Origin of the sequence: Eubacterium sp. AM05-23, assembly GCF_003477535.1 — a bacterium.
Taxonomy (GTDB): Bacteria; Bacillota; Clostridia; order Eubacteriales; family Eubacteriaceae; genus Eubacterium; species Eubacterium maltosivorans.
Genome location: NZ_QUDF01000023.1, coordinates 1 through 26,190 on the forward strand (window position 1 = coordinate 1; position 26,190 = coordinate 26,190).

The 26,190-nt window shown below is 38.2% G+C and carries 13 protein-coding genes and 2 pseudogenes; 11 read left to right on the plus strand and 4 right to left on the minus strand.

Translation table 11 applies throughout. The annotated features are described in order from the left end of the window. Both DW091_RS19585 and DW091_RS19590 read left to right on the plus strand, forming a co-directional pair. Positions 1 to 906: pseudogene (locus DW091_RS19585) on the plus strand (TraE family protein); the annotation flags it as partial. 27 nt (positions 907 to 933) lie between these two features. Continuing rightward, entirely contained in the window at positions 934 to 2,781 is a 1,848-nt protein-coding gene (locus DW091_RS19590; protein ID WP_224168854.1) for a lysozyme family protein, read from the plus strand. Positions 2,782 to 3,974: 1,193 nt separating this feature from the next. On the opposite strand, the gene DW091_RS19600 is transcribed toward DW091_RS19590, so the two are convergent. Then, positions 3,975 to 5,435, minus strand: coding sequence for a GntR family transcriptional regulator (locus DW091_RS19600; RefSeq protein WP_118519081.1), 1,461 nt, complete (start codon positions 5,433 to 5,435; stop codon positions 3,975 to 3,977). A 166-nt stretch (positions 5,436 to 5,601) separates the two neighbouring features. On the opposite strand from DW091_RS19600, the gene DW091_RS19605 reads away from it, so the two are divergent. From DW091_RS19605 to DW091_RS20775, 8 genes are all read left to right on the plus strand, one after another. Then, the gene (locus tag DW091_RS19605; protein WP_058695859.1) at positions 5,602 to 7,245 is read left to right on the plus strand and encodes a diguanylate cyclase; all 1,644 of its coding nucleotides are present in this window, start codon (positions 5,602 to 5,604) and stop codon (positions 7,243 to 7,245) included. 34 nt (positions 7,246 to 7,279) lie between these two features. Further along, positions 7,280 to 7,627 carry an Hpt domain-containing protein gene (locus DW091_RS19610; RefSeq protein ID WP_341473482.1) on the plus strand — a complete coding sequence of 116 codons (348 nt, stop codon included), beginning with the start codon at positions 7,280 to 7,282 and terminating at the stop codon, positions 7,625 to 7,627. After that, positions 7,627 to 10,179 carry a response regulator gene (locus tag DW091_RS19615; protein ID WP_058695858.1) on the plus strand — a complete coding sequence of 851 codons (2,553 nt, stop codon included), beginning with the start codon at positions 7,627 to 7,629 and terminating at the stop codon, positions 10,177 to 10,179. The genes DW091_RS19610 and DW091_RS19615 overlap by 1 nt, the downstream gene beginning before the upstream one ends. A gap of 168 nt (positions 10,180 to 10,347) precedes the next feature. Next, positions 10,348 to 10,848, plus strand: coding sequence for a sigma factor-like helix-turn-helix DNA-binding protein (locus DW091_RS19620; protein ID WP_058695857.1), 501 nt, complete (start codon positions 10,348 to 10,350; stop codon positions 10,846 to 10,848). Between the two features lie 111 nt (positions 10,849 to 10,959). Then, positions 10,960 to 16,218 carry a DUF5979 domain-containing protein gene (locus tag DW091_RS19625; protein WP_118519082.1) on the plus strand — a complete coding sequence of 1,753 codons (5,259 nt, stop codon included), beginning with the start codon at positions 10,960 to 10,962 and terminating at the stop codon, positions 16,216 to 16,218. A gap of 942 nt (positions 16,219 to 17,160) precedes the next feature. Continuing rightward, positions 17,161 to 17,619, plus strand: coding sequence for a VOC family protein (locus tag DW091_RS19635; RefSeq protein WP_058695854.1), 459 nt, complete (start codon positions 17,161 to 17,163; stop codon positions 17,617 to 17,619). 38 nt (positions 17,620 to 17,657) lie between these two features. Next, a complete protein-coding gene (locus DW091_RS19640; RefSeq protein WP_058695853.1) occupies positions 17,658 to 18,197 on the plus strand; it encodes a DUF1697 domain-containing protein in 540 nt (179 codons plus the stop codon). 1,753 nt (positions 18,198 to 19,950) lie between these two features. Then, a complete protein-coding gene (locus DW091_RS20775; protein WP_263422126.1) occupies positions 19,951 to 20,073 on the plus strand; it encodes a hypothetical protein in 123 nt (40 codons plus the stop codon). A 210-nt stretch (positions 20,074 to 20,283) separates the two neighbouring features. Here the strand turns inward: DW091_RS20775 and DW091_RS19645 are convergent. Further along, positions 20,284 to 21,024 (minus strand): annotated as a pseudogene (locus tag DW091_RS19645) (tyrosine-type recombinase/integrase). 66 nt (positions 21,025 to 21,090) lie between these two features. After that, on the minus strand, positions 21,091 to 22,092 hold the full coding sequence (locus DW091_RS19650; RefSeq protein WP_058695851.1) for an IS30 family transposase: 1,002 nt from the start codon (positions 22,090 to 22,092) through the stop codon (positions 21,091 to 21,093). A 768-nt stretch (positions 22,093 to 22,860) separates the two neighbouring features. Between DW091_RS19650 and DW091_RS19655 the strand changes: the two genes are divergently transcribed. Next, on the plus strand, positions 22,861 to 24,378 hold the full coding sequence (locus tag DW091_RS19655; RefSeq protein WP_118519083.1) for a hypothetical protein: 1,518 nt from the start codon (positions 22,861 to 22,863) through the stop codon (positions 24,376 to 24,378). A 1,572-nt stretch (positions 24,379 to 25,950) separates the two neighbouring features. Here DW091_RS19655 and DW091_RS20415 read toward each other — a convergent pair. Continuing rightward, positions 25,951 to 26,190 (minus strand): hypothetical protein (locus tag DW091_RS20415; protein WP_207665253.1); only part of this gene is annotated, 240 nt, incomplete at its 5' end.

Consider the following 26,190-nt stretch of genomic DNA (forward strand, 5'->3'; position numbering starts at 1 on the left):
TTAGCCGACTATGTCTCCTTGATTACAGCCCTCGGAGGTGAAGCGATCCGGATCGCGGCGGGGTCAGAGGATCATATCAATGCCATGGACATGGTGGAGGGTTACGGTGATGGTGGAAACCCCATTGTGGACAAGTCCGAGTTCATTTTATCCCTCTTTGAGCAGTTGGACAAAAAGGGACTGGGAGCAAAAGAAAAATCCATCATCGACCGCTGCGTGGCATTGGTTTATGACGATTATCAACGGGGCGGGGAGGTGCCGACCTTATGTGTGTTGCGGGAGAAGCTCATGGAGCAGCCAGAGCCGGAAGCCCAGGAGTTGGCTTTAGAGCTTGAACTTTTCACGGACGGAAGCCTAAACGCCTTTGCCCATAAAACCAACGTGGACACCCAGAACCGCATGGTGGTCTATGACATCATGGATTTAGGCAAGCAGCTCAAAACCATGGGCCTGCTCGTCATCACGGATGCCATGATCAACCGGGTCACGGAAAACTGGAAAAAGGGCAAGCGGACACATCTGTTCTTAGATGAATTTCACGTTGTTTTTGAAAATGAATACTCCGGTGCCTTTTTCAACTCTGCGTGGCGGCGTTTCCGGAAGCGTAATGCGTTCCCGACCGCCATCACCCAGAACGTAGAGTACCTCTTAGACAGTGTTTTAGCTAGTACCATGTTATCGAACTCGGAGTTTATCGTCATGTTGAATCAGGCGGCCAGTGACCGCCAGAAGCTTGCCAACCTTTTGAATATCTCAAGAGAGCAGATGAGCTATATCACCAATGCGGATGAAGGCTGTGGCTTGATAAGGTACGGGAGTGCCTTAGTGCCCTTTGTCAACAAGTTTCCGAAAAAGACCAGACTGTACAAATTGATGACCACTAAACCGGGAGAAGAAACCCTCTGATCTTCCCGATATTTTCGATGAAGGGAGGTGTTAAGCATCGGAAAAGAAATCAAGACCCGGGAGGTTGAAAAGGATATATGGGTACTCGACAAGGCCGGAACAGCCGCCGAGCGGATACGGGAAGCGTCCATCCGGACAAAGGATGCCGCTGAGTGCAGTCAGTCGCCGCAGGAAACATCCGCAAATGAGGATGCCGTCAACCGTACATCTGATTACGTAGATCGTGCGGCCCATGGCGCAGCCCGTCAGGTTCAGGATCAGAGCCACAGCGCCGTTCAGAAAGTTAAGGCACACCGGGCAGACTGTATAGCTGAATCCATGGAAAATGCCCGCACCGAAGTGGAACAGGGTGTCCGGAATATCGGGGATGAGGTGAGCATAAAGACCCGAGAGCGCGTAAACGGCATGGTGAAAGCCAAAGGCAGTACCGAGACGTCGATCAAGGCCCTTCCGGAAAAAGAAAAGAATATCCGGCAGTCTATTTACTCCGCAGCCAAGAGCAAGCGGGCGGCCCAGACAGGCATTGAAAAGGCTACTAAGCGGACGATTAAAACCAGTGATCAAACGGGCAGGCTGCGCATTAAAACGGCCAGTGAAGCCCGTAAGCTGGGAAAAAACAGCATCCGGACAGTGAAAGCATCCAAAAGGGCCATCAAGTCCGGGCGGGCCACGGCAAAGACTGCCAGAGAGAGCAGCAGGGCGGCGGCAAAAGCGTCACAGGCAGCTGCCAAGGCAGCGGTTAAGACCAGTCAGGCATCGGCCAAAATGGCAGTCAAGGCTTCTCAGGCTGCGACGAAAGCAGCGATCACCACCGGAAAGCTCGCCGCCAAGGTTACGGCCACAGCCGCCAAAGCCACGGCCGCGGTGGGAAAAGCCCTTGCCAGTGCCATTGCCGCCGGGGGATGGGTGGTGGTGCTCATTCTGGTGATCATTGTGCTTTTTGGCGGGGCTTTGTGTCTGGTGGGAGCGGGTAATGCCAATGCGGTGGAGCCTGTCAGTGAAGAAGTACAGGCTTATGAACCGCTGATCACAAAGTATGCCCGTGAACATGGGATACAGGAATATGTTGAACTGATCAAAGCGGTCATGATGCAGGAATCCGGTGGTCGCGGGGGCGATCCGATGCAGTGTTCAGAGTGCGGCTATAATGACCATTATCCCGGCGGCATCACCGACCCGGAGTATTCGATCAATATTGGCATCCGGTATCTGGCAGACTGCCTGCACGCCGCGGGGGTTACCAGTCCCATGGATTTAGAGCATATCAAACTCGGATTACAGGGCTACAATTTTGGGGCAGGCTACATCACCTGGGCTTTGGAAAATTACGGCGGCTATACGCAGGCTAACGCGCAGGAGTTCGCCAATTTGCATGGCGGCATCTATGGCGATGTTAGCTATGTGCCGAATGTCTTAAGGTATTACCCTTTTGGACGTATCCCGACAGGGACAGGCAACAGCAATATTGTCAACGTAGCGACCAGCCAGATCGGGAATGTCGGAGGACAGCCCTATTGGAGCTGGTACGGCTTTTCTGGTCGGGTGGAATGGTGCGCTTGCTTTATTTCATGGTGCGCGGATCAGTGCGGCTATATCGACGCAGGGATCATTCCAAAGTTTTCCTATGTCCCGGACGGCGTAGCCTATTTTCAATCAAAAGGCCAATGGCAGGACGGGAGTTATACCCCAAAGGCCGGGGATATTATTTTCTTCACATGGAGTGGCGACGGCAGCGCGGATCACGTCGGTTTTGTTGAGAATGTGACAGACGGCACCGTGAACACCATTGAGGGGAACACCACGGACAGCTGCGCAAGAAGGAGTTACCCCCTCGGGGGCTACATGATTTTGGGATATGGTGTACCCGCTTATTGAAACTGAAAAAAGATTATGGAGTTTGGCGGATGAAAATCGGCTAAAAACAGGGAACCGAAAGAAAAAAACTTTCGCGTTCCCTTTTATTTTTGTGCAAAAAATCAGGGTAGCCGGGGTTTTTAAGCTTTTGTTGATCCCCAGTATCAAAACAACAAATATGTGTGGCTGAGCAGATGCAGAAAATCAGCTCGGCGGTCGATTGTTTCACTTGCAGTGGGCCGTCGTCAATGGGGTGGAGAGCGCAGACCCATGTAAAAGAAAAGCGGCTCGGGGGACTTCCTATGTTGTGCTGTGTGTTTCGCCATTTACTAAAATGGTAAGTCTGGACGGGAATGGATGAATGAAACACGCGGGAAACCGCCTTGAAGTGAACCTGCTGAAAAGAGAATTTCTGATTGTGCAGGAAAAAGATAGTTAAAATCAGAAGTAAATTTTATTTTTTGATTTTTCGTAAAAATAGGCTATCTCTGTCCTGCTGATACAAAAGAAAAAATATATAATGTGCTGGATTAAATTTTAATAAGATCAAAAAGATAAAATTTAAAAAGGCTGATGTGATTTTGCTAATAGCAGGAAAAAAATGGCCGATTAAGTGATTGTTTCAAATGTATAATAATCATGCCATCAGTGTCAAAAAGAGACTAAGTAGCATTCGTTAACACACTACAAAAATTTAAATATGAGGGCTGGTGTTTTGGATGGGTATCTTTCAGAAAAGTACCTGTACAGTTAATCTGGAAAGCTATATTTAAAAAAAAATTTGGGACTAGGAATTTATTACGTTACTGGCTTAAGTGCTGACTTTGTCGATGAAGTCCGGGAGGCTGGACATCAGAACGTTACTATGAATATCCATAGAAAAAAGCCCTTTTCACTGCCGAGTTGCAGGGCAGCGAAGGTTGTCTTCACTTTTGATATGGCATGCTCTTTTATATTGCTGGAGATACAACGAATTACTTATGTCTTTGTTTGATCCGTTGTATTTTTATGTTAATTGAAGCAGTATATAAAGACAAAATTAAACATGTTTGATGGGTGAACCTCATTTTTTTAATTGTGTATATGCAAGAAAATATCCTAATATGTGTTTAGCAATACTACATTTTTTGTGATATTCGTACATTGCGTGAGAATATCTTTTCAATTGCTTTCATCTCGTTCTTTCGATATAAAAGATTTTTCATCTCTTGCCTTTAGTACATCTCAGGGATTTGAATATAATCTATCCTATAAAACTTATATTTTTTGATCATGTAATCCTTAGCGTGTTTTAAAGTAAAACGATAGCAATCTGTAAGACCATTTGCAAAAGCATTCATATCTCCTTTACGCAGGTGCTGAACGGAGACAGCGACTTTTTTGTTTAGTTTTTCAAGTACTGTTTTTTTATTATCATAATAAGCAATATAATGTCCCCATTCCGTAAGACGAAATGTTTCGGTCAGTATAGCATGTAAAGGTTGCAATTCAATATGTTTTAAAATGGCTTCGAAAATATCAATTATATGAATGGAATTTGGTAAGTTGAATACTTCATCCAGTTTATCTAAGTCTTTTGTAGTAAAAGTTGGGGCTACAATTAAAGCTACAGGATGGATAATTAATACTAATAATTGTAGTGCGTAAAGGTATTGTAAAGCCTCCTGTGTACGTCTCGGCTTAGGAAGTATCTGATTTACCAAAGAATCATCTGGTTCGATCACCATAGTTCCTTTGCCATTTAAACTTTTTACAAGGCCTCTCTGATTAAGTTCGTCCAAGGCTTTTCTGACTGTAAATACTGAGACACCGTATTGACTGGCAAGCTGTTTTTCATGAGGTAGAAATGTTCCGTAAGGATATTCACCACTCCCAATTTTCTGGTTTAGATCGCTGATTATTCTTGAATAAAAATAATCTTTACCGCGGGTTGGTCGCCATAAAAATGAAGCTGAAGATTTTGCTGGACATTTCGGTGTTGTGCTTACCAAATGATTTAAAGTGTTGGCAATTGAATCAGCAAATCTTTGCCCCAATTTCTCTAATTGCTTTTTCTTTACAGAAGGATCCTTACCTTTCAAAATATCCATGATAATTCCAGTAACGGACGTTGAACCATGCAGAAAGTTTTCTAAAAAAAAGGGGCACTCTTCTGTAAAAAAACTCAGGTTATGATAGAGTTCAAATGTCGAATAGAGATTGCCGATTAAAGAATTACCACCAATTTCCAGAATTTCTTTAATGAAATCAGAAGATGGACGCCAGCCGCCAGCAGCAATTCCAAGACGAGACACTTTTAGAGCTTGTTTGTAATGAAGCATTAATTCTAAATTGCAATTCTCGGATGCAAAAACTAAAAGAGAGGGCAATATTAAAGCAAAAGTTTGATATAATTGTACAATACTATCTCTTTTTCTTAAAGTATTAAATAATATATTTTCTGTTCCGTAGGGTGCATTAGAAAGGACTGTTGGTGCAAGGCGTGGGCGGATTTCGATTAAGCCTTCTTTCTTTAATGCATTAAAAACACAGTTAATTGTATATCGGCTTACATGGAATTGATTGCAGAGAACTCTCGAAGATGGCAGACAGTTCCCAGGAAGTATTTGACCATTTAAAATGCGCTGTTTAATTTCGTTATATATAAATGAGAATTTGGTCTCTTGTGGTTCCATGATTAAATTCCTTTCAATTTTACTTTAATTATACTTCTTATACTTTAGGTTGTCATCAAAAAAACGCTAAGCTTTATGCTTACCTGTCCAATATAGTCGTTGCCAAGTTGTATAGAATATACTTATAATAAAAATGTAAAGTTATAGTGAAAGAGATTAAAATATTATGAATAAACAAAAGATATTAGTTGTGGATGATTCGGAAATGAACCGTGCTCTTTTGATAGATATTTTAGAAGACCAATATGATGTTGTGGAAGCGGATAACGGTATAGAGGCGATTACACTTCTTTCACAGCATCGAATGGATTTTTCGCTCATACTTTTAGACATTATGATGCCTGAAATGGATGGTTTTGAAGTTTTAACGTATATAGACAAATACCATTGGAATGATACATTTGCCGTTATTATGATTTCAGCAGATGATTCTCCTGAGAATATAAAACGTGCCTACGACTTGGGTGCTTTTGATTATATTAGCCGTCCGTTTGATTCGACAATTGTTCGTCGTCGTATATCAAATACCATGTTTTTATATGCTAGACAACGCCATCTTGAAAAAATTATTTCAGAACAATTTTGTGAACAGGAAAAAAATAACAAGCTAATGATCTCAATTTTGTCTCATATTGTGGAATTTCGAAATGGCGAGAGTGGTTTGCATGTGTTGCACGTCAACACTATCACAGAACTTTTATTAAGACATCTGGTTCAGCGGACAGATCGATATCCATTGTCAAAGTCTGATATTATTTTAATAAGCACCGCTTCATCTTTGCATGATATTGGAAAAATATCTATTTCAGATGAAATTTTGAATAAGCCTGGGCGTCTAACGGCAGAGGAATTTGAGGTGATAAAAACCCATTCAGCAATTGGGGCAAAAATGTTGCTGGAGTTGCCGGTGGAACAACAAAAGTTGCCGCTTGTAAAAGTAGCTTCTGAAATTTGCCGGTGGCACCATGAAAGATATGATGGCAATGGTTATCCAGATGGATTAAAGGGGGATGAAATTCCTATTGCCGCTCAGGTAGTATCATTGGCGGATGTATATGATGCTTTAACCAGTGAACGATGTTATAAAAAAGCATACTCACATAGCGAAGCATTAAAAATGATTTTGGATGGGCAATGCGGCGTATTTAATCCGATTCTTTTACAATGCCTGCAAGAAATTGCGGATACGCTTGAAAATGAATTAAAGGATACTGCGTTTGGGCAGGAGACCAAATACATTCAGGATGTAAGAAAAAAAATAGATTATGATAGGTTGTTTAGTCATAATGCACACACATCTCTTTCGCGTGAAGAGTGGAACCTACAATTATTGTACATTGATTCTTTAACCGATGTCTACAACCGACGTTATTATGATGAACATTTTAGAGATACAGAGGATACGGAAGGTGTTGTCGTAATAGATGTCGATAATTTTAAAGATATTAATGATTATTATGGACACGCTACAGGGGATATTGTGTTGCAAAATATTGCTAAAACGATTTTATCATGTGTGAGAAAAACGGATACTGTAATCCGTTATGGTGGGGATGAATTTGTAGTAATCTTTTATAGTATTCCTGCCGATGCATTTAAGAATAAATTAGAGCGAATACGGATGCTTGTAAATAGGCTTGTGATAGATGAATACCCTGAAATTCAAGTTTCAATCAGTGTAGGGGGAGCGCATGGATTGGGAAAAGTAAAAGAAATGTTTAATATTGCAGATCATATGATGTATCAGGCAAAAAATACAAAGAATCGAGTGTTTATACAGTTTCTTGAAAAAGAAACAAATGATATTTAAAAGCGAGGAAATGATGAATTTAAGAGACTGTTATATGAATTTTGACGGCAATTATGAGGATGCACTAGGAAGATTAGGATGCGAAAAGACAGTTGAGAAATTTCTATATAAATTTCTGGAAGATAAAAGCTTTAACTTGCTGGAAGTGTCAATGCGTAATGAAAATTATGATGAAGCTCTCCGAGCCACCCACACGCTCAAAGGAATTTGCCAGAATCTTTCTTTTACCCAATTGTATGAAAGCAGTAGTTTAATGACAGGAGCACTAAGGGGAAGAACGTGGGAAAAAGCAATTGAGATCATGCCACAGTTAACAAATGATTATTGTCAAATCATAAGTGTTATAGAAAAATATAAACGTTTTAAGGCGGAACAATATTGATGTGGAATAATGAAAAAAAGAAATCTCCAATGCGATTTCTAACATACAGTTTCATAGGCCTTCTAATCTTTAGTGTAGTTGTTTTTACGCTTTTAGGAATTCATATGAATCGAGAGAGCAAAGAGGCATTTTATGAAGTTGGAGAAATCTATATGTCTGGAATGAATCAGCAAATGTCAGAACATTTTGAGTCTGTAATTAAACTGCGTTTTGATCAGGTTAATAGTATTGTTTCTGTTGTTTCAGAAGAGAGAAACAGTGAAAATCTATACGATGAACTCATTTACAGATCGCTGGCCAGAAATTTTGATTATTTAGCACTTTGCTCTGCTAAAGGAGAGTTTGAAACGCTTTATGGACAACCAGTACAGCCGATTAACCCATCTCCTTTTGTGGAATCCTTAATACAGGGAGAGCAGAGAGTTGCGGTAGGGATGGATGCAACTGGAAAAGAAGTAGTATTGTTTGGTGTTGATGCTAATTATCCTATGTCGAATGGTGATAGATGTACAGGCCTGATCGCAGCTGTACCATTAGACTATATCACCAATTTTCTTTCACTAGAGGGAGAAGATCAATTAATGTACTACCATATTATCCGGCCAGATGGCAGTTTTGTAATCAGAAATTCCAATACAGAGTTATGGGAATTTTTTGATTTATTGCAAAATCAGGCTGATCCAGCATCAAGTGAATCAATTATGGATTCTTCTCTTAAAGAATTTGCTGTTGCGTTAGAAGATAATGACATGTACGATACAACTCTTAAAATAAAAGGTAAAGAGCTGCAAGTTTGCGTCACTCCTTTACCATGTTCAGAGTGGTATCTGGTAGCAGTTATGCCTTATGGTATATTAAATGAGATTATAGGAAAGCTAGGCAGCCAACGTATAGGTACAACGGTAATAGCCTGTATTTCTATTTTAACAATTCTGATACTAATTTTTATCAAATATTTTTCTATGACTCGTACTCAACTGCGAGAGTTGAAAAAAACTCGCCAAGTAGCGGTTGAAGCAAGTAAGGCAAAAAGCGAATTTTTAGCTAATATGAGTCATGATATACGAACACCTATGAATGCAATTGTAGGGATGACTGCTATTGCCACCACTCATATAGACGATAAAGAGCAGGTTCAGAATTGTCTGAGAAAAATTACGCTGTCGAGTAAACATTTATTAGGACTTATTAATGACGTTTTAGATATGTCTAAAATTGAAACAGGCAAATTGACACTAACAATAGAGCGGATTTCTTTAAAAGAAGTTATTGAGGGAATTGTTAATATAATGCAGCCTCAGATAAAGTCCAAAAAGCAGAATTTTGATATACATGTAGATAATATTTTAACAGAAAATGTGTGGTGTGATGGTGTACGTTTAAATCAGGTGTTATTAAATCTTTTATCCAATGCAACTAAATATACGCCAGAAGGTGGTTCTATACGATTATCTTTATTAGAGGAAAAGTCCCCTAAAGGAGATAATTATGTTCGAATTCACATTAATGTTAAAGATAACGGAATCGGCATGTCACCAGCATTTTTGGAGAAAATATATGAATCTTATAGTCGTGCTGATGAAAGTCGGATACATAAAACTGAGGGTGCTGGCTTAGGGATGGCAATTACAAAGTACATTGTGGACGCAATGGAAGGAAGCATTGCTGTAAAAAGTGAACTCGATAAAGGAACAGAATTTAATCTCGTCTTTGATTTTGAAAAGGCTGATGCATTGGAAGTGAATATGGTGCTCCCACCGTGGAATATGTTGGTTGTTGACGATGATAAGTTATTATGTCAAACGGCCATAAAAGCATTAAATTCCATTGGAATAAAAGCTGAATGGACATTGAGCGGAGAGAAGGCGGTAGAATTGGTAATTCAGCACCATCAAAAGAAAGACGATTATCAGATCATTTTATTAGACTGGAAACTGCCGGATATGAATGGTATTCAGGTTGCTAGAGAAATTCGACGTAATTTAGAAAATGAAATACCGATTTTATTGATTTCTGCATATGATTGGAGTGAGTTTGAGACAGAAGCCCGTGAAGCAGGAATTAGTGGCTTTATTTCCAAACCTTTGTTTAAATCTACTTTGTTTTATAGCTTGCGTAAGTACATGGGCTGCGAGGAAACAGACGATCAAATATCAGAGCAAAATATTGATATGTCTGGATGCCATATTCTACTCGCTGAGGACAATGAACTAAACTGGGAAGTTGCAAAAGCATTACTATCCGATTTGGGAGCAGAACTGGATTGGGCAGAAGATGGGCAGATATGTGTGGAAAAGTTTCAAAGATCACCAGATGGATATTACGATCTTATTCTTATGGATATTCGGATGCCCCATATGACAGGTTATGAAGCGACAGAAGCAATTCGACGGTTAAATCGATCCGATGCTTCATCTGTTCCAATCATTGCCATGAGTGCTGATGCTTTTTCTGAGGATATACAACATAGCTTAGAGTCCGGTATGAATGCTCATATTGCTAAGCCAATTGATATATTAGAAATATCTCGTTTATTAAAAAGATATTTATAAAAATGGTATATAAAAACGTGTAGTTGTGTGCACGACTTTTTGTATAGTTAGTACACTTTTGTACTTTATCATGCACGTTTATCTCACTATGAGGTATTGTGCATTTTTTAGGTTACCCTCGTGGCCCTCCATTCAGTTTTAGCTAAAAAATTGAATGGAGGTAAAATTATGAAAGTAAATACAAAATGTTTCGTTAAGAATGAGGAAGGGCATTACTGTGAAATTAGATATGATGAACTTTGTGAACGTTGTGAGACGTACCCAGAAGTATATGCGAGTAAAAAGTTTTTTCCGTTGCAGGGGATGCTCTTGGAAGTAACGTCCGAACAATATAAATCATTATACAGAGATTATGAGAGACAACGATATTTAAAAAAATTAGAGAGAGAATGTAATCCTATTTCGTTTAATGAGCTGAAAAACGATAAGAATGATCTAATTAAAACAGACGAAGATGTTTTTAAGAGTGTTGAGAAGAGGATATTACAAGAAACATTGACAAATGCATTAAGCCAATTAAATGAGCAAGAAATATTCATTATTAGAGCGTTGTTCTTTGAAGAAAAAACAGATGCTGCATTTGCCCGAGAAATAGGTGCGCCAAGGTCAACAATTGCAAGTCGAAAGAAAAAAATACTTAAAAAACTTAGAAAAATAATAGAAAGTTAAATAATTCAAGAGCCTAAATCTTTTGAATTTAGGCTCATAAGTTGAAAATTAATAAGTTTTATCTTTTTTAAACTATTTTGAATAATGAGTAAAAACAAAGAGGTGTCGTGAATGCTTTTTACAAAGAAAGAAAAAAGAATTATAACATTAACGGAAAAATTCAACCGAAAAGATAAGCTGAAAATATGGTACAAAATGATTGTTTCAATATTTTGCTTTGCGTTGCTGGGTGTAAATATTGGAAGTGTTTTAAGTGGTACGGAAGTATATGCAGCAGGATTTCCTGGAAAACGTACAGTATTAGAAAGTCAAGAAGCACTTGAGAAAGCGCTGACAGAGCATCAGAAACAAGGCATCACGCCTGCAGGCACCACCGTCAACCTGTTCGACTATGTAGCTTCAAAGGACGGCGCAAAAGAAAAGGATCTTACCACGAAGGTCAGTGTTGGTAGTTATAAAGTCGCAAAGTCCAGTGAATGGAACAAAGGAATCAACGAAAACCGCTTGCTACTTTTTGGCGATAGTATTATTGGTGCGGGTTATTGGAACAACGGCGCAGGTGCAGGACGTCTGTGGGCCCAGGAAAATACCAATATGAAGGGGATTGTGGAGTCGACTCTGACCAATGGTTATCCAAATATCAACATAGCGGCTGCAAACAAACCAATCGCCAATGTCGATAAATATCAAGAAGCACAACTTCCTTTTTGTTTGGGATGGGCGGCAAATGAAGACAAACAGAGTGATCCCAAAACCGCTCCGGGATTATCTCAGACAGTGTTAAACAACAACAAGGATCACCATGATGGCAATACTTCCTTGGATTATCTGTTCGACCTTACTGAGAATGACAATAAACGCTCCTACGAAAACGTCACTGGCCTATTCCAGGTAGATGAAGATGGGTATTATTACTATGACGCTCGGAAAAATTTTGCGGAATTCCGGGAGAGCACTGGAACATCAAAAGACGGTAAACCCAGCGATGGTTCCTTTATTCTGTACGATGGCCCCGCTGTATGGCGAACGGATGGAGGCTGGGATGGTCAAGGCTTTAACGGAGACAGGAGCCTCGGTGATTTCTATCCGTTCAATAAGGGAGAACAGGTGTTTGACAGCATTAATACTGAAGATAATATCTTGAGCAGCAGTAAGGGGTTAGATGGTTCACAATGGAGCAGTACAGGCTTTCAAAACAAAGCAACAGGAGAAGCTGTTAATATCAATCACCATATGGGCATGTCCATGCAGGTGGATTTTACACAGCCGGAAAACGGTAAGCTGAACATGGGCTCATCCGGCAAGCAGGATATGGTCTTTCAGTTTTCTGGAGATGATGACGTCTGGATTTTCATAGACGACGTGCTGGTGCTGGATTTGGGCGGCATCCACAGCGAGCTATACGGTACCATCAACTTCAGTACAGGAAAGGTTGTGACTGGACAGAGCTGGCGAACTGGCGGACTGCCGGGCAATCCCGGAGAGAACAAGAGTGATACAACAACTACTCTTTATAAGTTGTTTGTAGAAGCGTTGGGGAAGGATCAGACGGATGCGATTCATTGGGCAACCAACGACAGCGGAGAAAAAATTTTTCCCACTGGTACTGACCACAGCTTGAAGCTATTCTATTTGGAACGGGGAAATTACGATTCCAGTCTGCAAATGCGCTTCAACCTCCAGCCCTCTCTCTACCACGGCATTAAAAAGGTAGACCAGAGCGGCGATCCGCTGGAAGGCGTGGAGTTTGAACTGTATGCAGCAACGGCCGTCAAAGACGACAGCAGCGATGTTTCCGACTATGAAGCAACAGATGATGCAATTGGAACGTTGACGACTGGAGAAAGCGGAAATGCGTCTTTTATAAGAACGGATGGCTCGCCCTTCAGCTTTACGGATCGGTATCATTCGGACGGTACGCTTTACTATATCTTGAAGGAAACCAAGACGGCTGACGGCTATCGGACTTTGCCAAAGGACATTGTGTTAAAGTTTGATCCGAATACCTCCATGCTGGTCGTTGCAAACCGTTATCAGACCGGCGCATATGCCAGCTTCTTTTCCAATATCCGAGAAACGGGTAAATTGACCTACGGTCAATTTAATGAGCAAAGTGGAGTCATCATGCCAAGTCAAACTGAGCTTAGTTCGGAGCCTAAAAAAGACGGCATAATTGTTGCTGTTCCTATGTTGTTGGAAAGTGGAATGTCCCACGACGATATGGCTAATGACGGGAAATGGTTAGCTCTGTATGGCAGCAATACGGAAGGCTATGGAGCAGTTTCTCCGGAAGAACGCACTGCAGAAGCATGGCGTAAGGCGGTTCTCAAGGCGGCGCTGTACCAAGCCAGCGATGAGCGTTGGCCTGAGTGGCGTCTTACATACAATCAGGATACTGGAAGGTTGGAAGGGCTGTTGGAGGATCTTCCGGGCCGAGCAGACCGCTATGTGTTAAACAACGAAAATGGCGATATGAAAATGGTGTACGGCATCATTGAACCGAGTGCGTTAGAGAAGCTTGACATCGAGGGGAATACCTCAGAAGAGCTTTATGACGCTTTGGAAGCCTATGTATCTAAAGCAGTCGAAACGGGTGTTGATAAGGACATGACTTCCGAAGAGGTGATCGATGAGATTGTAAAGAAGCTGAACATTTCCGGGGATAATTTTATTGACCGCGATTTCTCTTTCCTGAACACCGACCAGTTTCAGCGGGAGTTCCGCTCGACCATCTATATCCCTAACGAGCGCCGGGAGCTGCGCGTACAGAAGGTGGACGAGGACGGTAAGGGTGTTAACGGTGCCACATTTACCCTGACCGGTCCGAATGGTTCGACCATTACTGGCACTACCGCCACTGTAGACGGTCGGGACGGTGTACTGATTTTTAGACCAGATACGCTGGAAAATATGCCAGGCTACGCACAGGTGGCGTGGGAAGAAGTAGGCTCCAAGTACACCTTAACAGAGACGAGTTCGCCGGAAGGCTATGAACGAAACGTGACAGAGATCCCGGTAATCGTGGGCGTTTATTCGATTTACGCCGATGCAGGCACACAAGGAGACGGCGTTACCGTTATGGCTGGCGTTGGTAAGCTGATGCAAACTATGACGAAGTATGCGGCGGATGATATGGTCAACATTACGCTGCGAGATATTACCGCGATTGCCCAGACACAGGAGACTGCAAAATTTGATCTGAGCGGTTGGAGAGATGATCTGCTTGAGGGAACTCAAATTCCACGCAGCATGAATTTACACTATGGTGTCAATGCAGTGGTGAATTATGGTCTGCACGATGAGGACGGCGGAAAAAATATCTATCCGTTCTTTACAACGGATGTTGGCTTTTTGCGAACTCGTGTTGTGCAGAACACGGCTGCACTGAAAGACAAGCTGTATGGGGGTAGCAATAACACCGCCAACTGGGATGACCTGAGCGGAAGAGATCTCACAAGCCTATTCAGCCTGATGAATACCGTTGTTGTCACTAACAAAAAGACGACTCCAGAGGATACTGGCAAGTTACGGATCAGCAAGATAGCATCCGGGGATAAGTTATCAGATGAGGACTATACCCGGAACTTTACCTTTACGGTATTTCTGAAAAATGCCGATGGTACAGCGCTGGAAGATGAGTATTATTATTACGGGGAGCAGCGTGCAGGTTATATCAAGGATGGCGGGACGCTTTCCCTGCGGCATGACGAGGCGCTAACAATTCTCGGACTGCCGAACAGTACAAAGTGGGAAATTTTGGAAACAGAAGAGAAAGATTGGTTGGTATCCCCAAAATCTGGCACGATTGAGGGTGTGATTAAGCAGGATGAAACGGCCAATGCAGCATTCACCAATTACAAGGGAAACTTATCGTTGGGAGATCTGACCGTCTCGAAAGTGGTATCTGGAAATGCTGGAGAAACAGACAAAGCCTTTAACTTCACGGTAACCCTTAATGATAAGACCATTAGTGGAACATATGGCGATATGAAGTTCGAGAATGGTGCGGCAGCGTTCACCTTGAAACACGGCGAAAGCAAAACAGCATCAGATCTACCGGCAGGAATGAGCTATAAGGTAATAGAAACCGAAGCCAATCAGAATGGGTATGTCACTATTTCTGAGGGTGAAACCGGAACGATCAGCAAAGATGCAACAGCGGCCGCAGCGTTCACGAATACAAAAGATGAATTCGGTAATTTGACCGTCTCGAAAGTGGTGTCCGGAAATGCCGGAGAAACAGACAAAGCCTTTAACTTCACGGTAACCCTCAGTGATAAAACGATTAGTGGAACATACGGTGATATGACCTTTACAGACGGTGTGGCAGTGCTCGCCTTGAAACACGGCGAAAGTAAAACAGCGTCAGATCTGCCGACAGGGATAAGCTATAAGGTAGTAGAAACCGAAGCCGACCAGGACGGGTATGGCACCATTTCTGAGGGTGAAACGGGAACGATCAGCAAAGACGCAACAGCGGCAGCTGAATTTATAAACACCAAAAATATAACGCCGCTGGAACCAGATACTGGAGATTTGACCGTCTCGAAAGTGGTGTCCGGAAATGCCGGAGAAACAGACAAAGCCTTTAACTTCACGGTAACCCTCAGTGATAAAACGATTAGTGGAACATACGGTGATATGACCTTTACAGACGGTGTGGCAGTGCTCGCCTTGAAACACGGCGAAAGTAAAACAGCGTCAGATCTGCCGACAGGGATAAGCTATAAGGTAGTAGAAACCGAAGCCGACCAGGACGGGTATGTCACAGTGCAGACCGGTGAAACCGGAACAATCAGCAAAGATGCAACAGCGGCAGCTGAATTTATAAACACCAAAAATATAACGCCGCTGGAACCAGATACTGGAGATTTGACCGTCTCGAAAGTGGTGTCCGGAAATGCCGGAGAAACAGACAAAGCCTTTAACTTCACGGTAACCCTCAGTGATAAAACGATTAGTGGAACATATGGCGATATGACCTTTACAGATGGCGTGGCAGCGTTCACCTTGAAACACGGCGAAAGTAAAACAGCCTCTGGTCTTCCTGTTGGTATCTACTATAGTGTGGAGGAAAGTGGCAATTCAGAATATAAAGTAACTACTTCTGGCAAGACAGGAGTAATTAAGGATGGAGAAATGGCGATAGCGTCGTTCAATAATTACAAAGAAATCAGTGATAAATTGGACGACACTACTAATTCAGGATCTGGGGATCAAACTTTGAATCAATTAACCAATGGAACACCAAAAACAGGGTACGAAACCAATTTAGTGACTTTATGGTTAGCTTCGCTAGGGATTTTTTGTAGTGGTATTGTTGCCGTACTAGTAGTATTTATCCGGAAAAGCAAAGAAAAAAATAAATAAATAAAATAACGTATGGCGAGGTGAGTGTGTTAATTGTACTCACCTCTTCCTTTTTAGAGTGTTATTCTATTTTTATGGTGCGCCCATTAATCAAACGGCCTTAATTTACATGGAAAAATGCAATTTGTGGATTCTTGTCATAATTGTATTTTAAGGAAATTTGCATTATGAAAACTGCATTTCTGTAATTTTTTCTGTATAATGGAGGTATACAGAGAAGATAGCTGTTTCCGCTTTTCAGTTGAGATGGATCGTCAGCAGTGAAACAAAGATGATCAGTAGCGATATTCTTATAGGGATTGAAAAAGAAGTTAAGGTCATACAGGAGTTATCCTATGTGCTTGTCCGTAAATGTTATGACATTTTTGGAGTTAGGCTTGTTAAGTGGTGTGATGAAGGGGATTGTAATAGGAGAGAGGTGTGGAGATTCTCGATCGTTTGTTTGGACACTCTAATTTTTTTGGGCGGATGAATCTGATATGGATTTATTTCGAGGATACATCGGCAAAGGGAGAATCAGTTTATATATAGAGTCGGTTTTCTTGTCCAATTTGATGAAAAACCACTTGGAACAATGGGTGAAAACAACGAAGAAGAAGTAATTTTTGAACGCACAGAATATAGGAGAATATTAAGCAAAACTGAGCTTGAGAAAATAAAGAGTGTATTCATTGCTGCCTTGTAGGAGATAAAGAGCGATATGGACAGCAGAAAATAGCTAGGGAAAATTGTTATCGTTGCTGCTATACTTTAAAATATCCAGAATGCAGTAAAAGTGTAACATCAGGAGCTTCGTAGCGTTGATGATTTAGAGGCGTTGGTGGCCGGGAAAATTAAAAAAGTTATGCCGTTGAACGAGGAAACGGACGAACAATTCCAGCAGTGAATGAAAAAGATAATTGAATAGTTAGACAAATAAAAATATTTGCAGGAGGTATTGAAATGGAAGTTAAAAATCCTATGTTAGTTGTATCAGATATAGATAAAACCGTTGAATTTTATAAAAAAGTTTTGGGACTTCAGGTTGTCATGGATTTTGGCGCAAATAAGACTTTAACGGGGGGGTTAGCCTTGCAGACATTGGATGCATACAAGGATTTTATTGGTAAAGGTGACATTTCCTTTGGAGGCAATAATTTTGAAATTTATTTTGAAGAAGATAATTTTGATAAATTTGCAGATAACCTCAGAAAGTGTAATGTTCAATATGTTCACCCGATTAAGGAACATTCTTGGGGGCAGCGTGTGGTTCGCTTTTATGATCCGGACAGGCATATTATCGAAGTGGGTGAAAATATGAAGGCGGTCTGTAAAAGATTTATAGACAGTGGAATGACTCCGATACAGGTAGCGGAGCGCATGGATGTGCCTACAGAATATATTAATGAGTGCATGCAGTAGAAAATAAAACAAGGCAAGTCATGAGGGTATCAGCGGATATGAAAAGATATATTGCTTTTTTACGTGGTGTCAATATAAGCGGCAAAAACAAAGTTCCAATGACTAGACTAAAAAATGAGTTTGAAAAATTAGAATATAAAGAAGTTAAGACATATCTAAACAGTGGTAATGTGATTTTTTCGAGCGATAAAAATAATATAAAAAGTATAACAAAACAAATTGTGACGATAATAAAAAAACAGTTTAGTTTAGATATTCCTATTTTTGTTATAGAAAAAGAAGAACTTGAGGACATCTTACGCAATGCTCCTGATTGGTGGGGTAATAAAGATAAGGAAATTTATGATAATCTAATTTTTATTATGCCGCCAACTACATTTGTTGATGTGTTTAGTGAGATTGGAGAAGCGAAAGAAAAATTAGAAAAGATACTAAACTATAAAGAAGCGATATTCTGGTCTTTTAGCCGAAAAAACTATCAAAAGACAAACTGGTGGCCAAAAACAGCGCGTGGAAACATCAGTAATAAATTAACAATAAGAACAGCAAGGACCGTTAGAAAAGTAGTTGAAATGTAGTTTTAAAAATAAAACAGAGCAAAAATTGGAACTTGTGGGGATGAAATTTATATTTGGAGATCAAGGTAGGAAAGCCCTGAAATAGACATCTGCCATTTCAATTTTAATAAAAAATGATCTTGTTTCCAGAAGTGCGCTCACAAGTTTGGGGTAAAGTATCCAAAAGATCAGTATTAAATAAGGGATAAGTGCTCTCATATATTTGCCCTATTTGCTGATGGGATTGGTTTTGCTTTTGCGTTTTATGCTAAGCCATAACGTCTCTTTTTTTTCACGCCAATTACCCTTGACCGCTCCTGCGGCAATGGGATTTTTAAGGCAATGTCAATAGAATGTGTTATAAATTATACTAAGAAAGCAAAACCACGTACCAAGGGGAAAGCCCCTTTGGAAATTTTAGATAATAAATTAGGCTGAACAGCGTGCACTTCTCTTGTGCCTGATGTTCAGCTTTTATTTTTGTCAGCAATCGGTTTGCGGTCTTCATGTAGCTCTTTGTAAAAAGACTTAAAAGTAGGTATATGAAAATAAATTGTGAAATATATATAGTGGACTTTAGAAAGTGTGAAAGAAAAGGTTTGTTTTTGGATGTTTTGGTGTAACTCTATTGTGTCCCTGCATGAAATCATGAAGGGTATATGTAGAAAAAAGAAGATAAATACTTATAATTATAGTTTTGTTAGAAATACGATAGAAATATAACATGATGCTATGTATATAACTGGTTTTTAAATGTTCGGGTGAAAGTTAAGCTGATGAATAGGAATATATAAGTTATTACCCAAATCTGGTATTTGTGGTGTCTATTGTTGAGTTTTGATAAAATAAAAAGTTTCGTCAACTTTTTATTTTTTTCCTATATATATTTAAGAGGATAAATATTAATATCACACAAAAGATTTAGAGTAGTCTCAATACCTATTTGAAAACAATCATTTTAAATCCTTTTTGATCTTTTAAACGTAGATTAAGATTATTAAAGTAAATACTCTTTAATTCGGTAGTAAGCGACGTTAGCCAGGCGCGTTTTCGGTCAACTACGGCTATAAAAAATTTATGGAAAGAATTTTTTATAATGATAATTGAGAAAGGACAATGGGACGGTTATGCATTGCGCTTATGAGATATGAGAAAGGAATGATGGGGTTCGCTTTACCTTTGTTTGTTTTATTAAGGCTGTAACTTAATAATGGGTTAACATGGCGGAACAAAGAAATTTCAGGTTAAGATAGGCTGCAGCTTTCACTTCAGGTAAAATCCGTGTAAAGAATTGTTTTAGGGGCGTTACTGGAAGACGTTGTTGATGATGTTAAAGAAAAAATAGAGATGTTTAATGAAAGTCCTATATATTATTAGTAAAAAATATTTACATTAAATATATGAGGCAATATTATTAAAATATTAAATCAAGACAATATCGTTTAGAATCATAATCATAGGGCAACATTGGAGCGTTTGTGATCGAGACAATAGAACTCTATCATACAATTATAAGCACGAAATACTACGAAGCAAATGCTCGTGCATCTAAAGGGGATTAAATTTACCTTGCTCCGTTTCAAATATATTTTTTAGAACGCAAAAAATTTTATAATTTTTTTATTTTTTTCAATATATAAGAGTCTAAATGTTAAACAGAAAATTAGTATGATACTTATACAGTAATGTATAGCTATAAAACAGATTATTTTAAAATATGGAATTCATTAATAGTATTAGATTTAGTTAATAAATATACAAGGAGATACTGGTTATGAGTAATGAAAATGACATTAAGAATTTACAGGATAAAATAATTGAACAGATCAAACAAGTTGATAATACAGCGCAACTTTTTTTAATTCAAAAATTTTTAGAGAATTTATCAAAACAGTAAATATGGTATTTAAATAGAAAATAAATTTATATTATATGAAAATAATGATAAAATATAGAAAAAATTAAAATGCAAATTGTGATACAAGCAGGTAATAATTTGTAATTATCATTCGTTTATACAATAACAGATAAGTAAAGGAATATTGAAAAAGATAAGTTGAATAAGTACTAAAAAGCCGATAACAATAAATGATATCGGCTTTGAGTTTTAAATATGAATAAAGTTACGAGGGTGTTTATTAGTAAGTATATCTTTTTGTTTAGTCATAGATACAGAAGTATATATTTCAGTTGTAGTGATTGAACTATGACCTAACATTTTTTGTATGTATCGAATATCAACGTCTGCTTCTAGTAATAGTGTCGCAAATGAGTGACGAAACATATGTGGTGTGATATTCATAATAATTGAAGCTTTTTTTGCGTATTTTTTTATCATTGACCTCACGGATTACTTTGAATACCTTTTGCCAAGTCGATTAACAAAAAACCAGCCACTCCTACTGATTTCGGAATAGAAAACAGAAGAGTAATTTTTCAGTATTTTTATTACAGAATCACTGCCAATTTGTATTATCCTTTCATTTGCGCCCTTTCCAAAGATAAGAATTTTATTATCTTGAAAATCTACTTGTTCGGACTTGAGTAGACATAGTTCGGAAATTCTCATTCCAGTCATAAATAGCAGCTCAACTACTGCGATATCGTGCAAAATACATTTTTTTTGGAATTCGGTTTTCGCATCATTTTGTTCTTGATAAATAGTCTTTAAAAGCTTTTGTATTGTATCTAAAGGAATTGTTTTTGGTAATATAATCGGCTCTCTGAATTTTAAACTAATTTTGTTAAATGGATTTTGGAGTATAATTTCTTCGAGTTCTAAAAAATGGAAAAAAGCTTTTAAAGAAGCTATTTTTCGCTTGGCGGTCTTAGGCTTAAAGTCATTCAAAATTGTTATAAAATAGTTGTTAATACTGGATTTTTCAAATGGGTTATTTTTTTCACTCTTGAATTGTCAAGTCAAGTGCAACGCCGTAGAATAATAAACCTCGTAGGGTGTCCTGTATCCCAAACACTTCCTTGGACGTTTGTTCAGCTCATTCACTTTATCTTGTATATATTCGTCGGATAGGTCGGTAAGATCAAATCCCTTTGGAAAATATTCACGAAGTAAACCATTGGTATTTTCATTGGTGCCCCGCTGCCATGGATGATGCGGAAGTGGGAAATAGAATTTGACCGCATCAAGCGCAGCGGAAACGGTTGGATGTGAAGCAAATTCTTTCCCTCTGTCAGGGGTAATGGAACAACAGGGCTGTTCCTTTAAGCCGTTGATTATGACCTTTCCTACCGGCGTCGCTTTCTTAGCCGAAGCCTTGCCTACGATAAGAAATCTGCTTTTGCGATCAACCAGCGTCACGAGACAAGCTCGGTCTTTACCTTTAGATCCGATGATCGTATCTGCTTCCCAATCGCCTAAACGTGAGCGATGATTCGCTTCATCCGGTCTCTCTGAAATGAGATGGCTTATTGGGATTTTGCCCCGTTTTTCGACATAATCCTTCGTATGCCTGGATTTACCTCGATGCCGAAGTTTCCGAATCGCACCCCGATTGCCCTTGGAGTTTTGTTGCTTTTTCGTGTCAAACATCCCCGCATAGATGGCTCTATATATTGTGGAATAACTCACATAATGGTTGAATGCTTCATATTTCATCCTGCCGGATATTTGCTCAGGAGACCACTGATGATGAAGAAACTTTTCTTTTACATCGTCATAGGTTTGAGCATTGGTAAGCTTTCTCAACGGTTTACAGTTCATGCGGCGCTTTTCATAAGCAACCTGTGCGCTAACAGCAGAGTAAACACCATTGATGGCGTTTCTGGACAACTCTCGAGAAACCGTTGACTTATTTCGATTAATCCGTTTAGCAATTGATGAAATGGAATACTCCTGCGTGTAAAGAATGAGTATCTTTTCGCGTTCTTCTGGTGTAAGATGGTTGTAATGACTCATAGTGCCTCCTGGTTTTTTGATGTCTTCGCAAACTCCATTTTACCAGAAGTTATGGGTCATTATTTATTCGTTGCACTTAGATTGTATATTCAAGCTACAAAACGTTACAAATTGTGCAAGATCTGTTTTATATGCTCGTATTGCTTTGAAATCTAATTTTTTTCTCTTTTGGCAATAAAACAAATAGTCCTTAACTAACATTTCCAAATTTTCCATAGTATGACCTCATTTCTTGTATTTTATGATATAATGACTATATTATCACTTTTTATGAAGTCGAATAGCAAATAACAGTTTATCATAATAGAAAAGCAGACATATAGAATTAATACGGCTGCTTTGATTAATACCATTCTTACACCAGTTTTCCCAGTAAATTTGTATTTTAGATTTTTTGAAGCCATTTATTATAGCGAGTGAAGCTTCAGAGCTCGCATGAATACTACACTATCATACAAGATAGTATGTAAAAAAACGCTTTTAGTATGCCCGTTAAAAAAGCATTGGCTTAATTATCAAGAAAAGAATGCTTATGCTAAAAAGACCGACTGGAGTGATGTAAAAAATACTCTTGAGGAAATAAATGAAGTGATTTTGAAATAAAAATATATAAGAAAAAATATTATTAGCGTTATCAAATAAAATTTAGAATACTACTTTAACCATTATTTTTTCAGCAACAAATTATAAAATTTATGACAGTATAATTGTAGAAAATGTTATAAATAAAAATCATTATACAATAAATTTGAAGAACAGGAGCAAAAAATGTTTTTATTTTCTTTACCTTTTATTCCTTTTATGTATTTAATAATTCAAATATATTTTATTGTGATGGCTAAAATAAAGCCTCAATTATTTATCGAGCAGAATATGCATTACGAAAAAAGGCAGTTTAAATTTTCCGAAGAAACAGTTTTAGATAAAATAATTAATTGTTTTTTTTATATTCTAAAGATAATTTATATGCTTTTTTTTATCGGAACTCTAGTGTTTATTTTTGATTTAAATTTGAAAATACCTTTTAGTGCAGCAGAAGCATTTAGCAGTATTATAGATGCTGAATTTACATGCCTAATAGGAATTTTTTCTTTTGTTGCGATATACACAAATTTTAAGCAAAATAGTTTTGGGTTGTTGACAGTTGAAGAACTTTTAGAGAAAAAGCATTATACATTTTGGTTATGGCTCTTTTTTCTTTTAAGTTTTAGCTCTATAATAGTCTATTCTATAGATAATAAAAGCCATATTGGAAGCATTATAGGGTTTACACTTAGTTTATCATCGTTTATCCCTATTGCCTTTATAATGGCAACGAGTATTCCATTTTTAATATCAAAACAAAAAATTATACATAAACAAAATATGAATCTTTATTTACAATCTTACTACTCGGAAATGTATCAAAAAAGTTTCTGGAAAATTTTAAAAAAGAATCAAGTGTTTAGTTCTTTTCAAGAATTAGTTTGGGATTATTTACAAGAATCTAAACAAATAGGGAATATTAAAAATGTTCAGTACATTGAAATAAATGCGGATAAAAGTTTAGCATCTGAATTTAGTAAAAAAAGCAGTAGGCGGATTCTATTATTTATTGTTTCGATGATGATAGTGACATGTTTTATTGCTTGTATTTTAGGTCTGCAAGAAAATTTTGTGGGTATAGTAATGATATCACTAGTTTTATTAGTGATTATGATTTTTTTAAACTTAAATAAATCAGTGAAAATAGGAAACCTGCGATTGATCTATGGAAATTGGGGATTCGAATTTATTAACAAAAAAGAAAAGCGATGTTTTGTATCTTTATCATCTATGTTTTTAATAGAGCCATTGATGAAAAAACATATAAAAACAAGCTTAGGAATATTGGTGCTTTATATAAATACATTGATTTTTAAAAAAGAAAAACATATTGAATACATTTTAAATGGCGCTATGGACATGTGCGAAACAGTTAGCCCACAAAATGAGGATTATAAAACTATACCAATAGTTGTTTTATTGCACTTTTTCAAAGATATGAAATACCAGAAAGGCAAAAAGTACTGTGAATATTTTAGTAATTCAGATATTAAAAAAGTTACAGAAAAGCTAAAAATTAATGCTTCGTTTTGTACAGCTCTATTAAAAAAACTCGAGTGCAATCCGCAACATGAGTTATTTGTCAAAGAGTACTTAAATAATAAAGATGTATTAGAAGATTTTTGTTGCTATGTCGGGTTGGAAATCAAGAAGACCACATCTGATGGTTCGTTATCTTTGTTACCAGATTGTTTATTATAATCAATAGGCATTATTGTATGATCAGATTATTTTGAACATGGCAGGAAAAATATGTAATAGAGAATTTATGAAAGAATGAAAAAATAAAGATCAACTTATTATTCTATATATATATTAAAATATGAATATAATAAAATTTCAGTGCTTCAAAAATAGTACAGAACGTTTTGCCTTAGATGCAGGAGCTTTATTCCTATAAAGGTTTTGAATTGACAAAAAAATTATTGTTTTATTTTTGTTGATTGAGGACTCGATGTTTATGGGAGCCGATCCTCTACTGTTATAGCATATTTTATTTTTTCTTGTATAATATGATCTTGGGGAGAAAGTATTTTGTTTTTTCCAATTAGATGGATTCCGTACAGGGAAAAATTGACTTTTGTGAAAATGTAAAAAAGAAGCTATAGTCGAAAAGCATTCTAAATAGAAAAAACTAGAATTATGAGGCCAAGGCAAATCATCATTTATTACGTCAAAAAACGTGGATTTTCATTTTGAATTTTTGAAGAAAGGTTAGGAAATTAGACAAGATTTGTTGACCTCTTACACTAAAAAGGATACAATGTAATGTAGATAGTACGTAAAAATTAAATGCTCAAAAAATTCGGTTAAGCTACTTGATTTTTGAGCATTTAACTTTGTAGAAAGATTTATTTTTCATTATTAAGAACCTTTGAAGATACCATTTTGTACACCAGTTTTTTCCCAGTGAATTTGTGTTTTAGATTTTTTTGAAGCCTTTTATTATAGCGGGGAGAGCCTCAGAGCCCGCATGAATACTACACTATTACACAAAAGAGTATGTGAAAAAACGCTCTTAGTATGCCCATGAGGCCGGAGGTTCAAATCCTCTCACTCCGACCATTTTAAAGAGATGACCAGTCATAGGGATATGGCTGTTTTTTTATTTTTTAAACAAGTTAAAAATGGGGAGTGAGAGGTTTGAACCTTAAGAAGGTATGAGGCGTGTATAAAACGATCGTGGATCGTTTTTAGCCGAATGTGTGAGGAGCTGTGCGACGAGCACGGCGGTGCGAAGCAGCGCGATCCTCGAACGAAGACCATTTTGTTAGTGTTTTAGCCCTTTTGTGGGCTTTTATTTTTTTATAAAATAACGGCGTACACCAGTTGTACACCAGTTGGAAATCTGGCTCAAAGGTCTGTTTCATAAAAGAGATCAATTTTTGAAGCAGTTCTTTTTTTCTGTCGACGTTCAAGATGCCACATTCTTTGCTGTCAGCTCCTTAGTGATTTTTTTTAACACGGGGTTCCAATATCTGTAACGAAAACAAGCTTTTCCCCGACGGGTAGCTTTATCATATTTCATTATGTACTCCTATCGTACTGGGAAAAACGGTGTACATTTTCTTCGGTTTGTTATACGTTACCGAATATGATATAATCAAGGTGCGAAGCCGTTGTACCATTCCGGTATAACAGAGGTCGTTTATGTCTTGTTATGAGGCAGGAGCGGTTTTTTTATTTACTTATGTATGCCGGCTCATCTGATGTTTAATAACGGTTATTTTGTTGTCCGAATATTTTCCGCATCGTTGATCCTTACGATTGTAATCATTGGTTTGGAACGGGCTGTTTTCCGGCTAAAACGGCATTATTTTCATTGGAAAGATAAAAGAAGCGTTTTAAAAGGATAAAACAGATCAAACATATTGTTGAGTTTGTCAAAATCGAAAACTGTGACAGTGTGTTGTACGGTTGGGTAAAAAGCGTTATAGGATTAAATTGAACAGTAGAAAATAAAAAGCCGCCTGAAAAATCAGACGGCTTATATACAGCAGATAATCGGCAGGG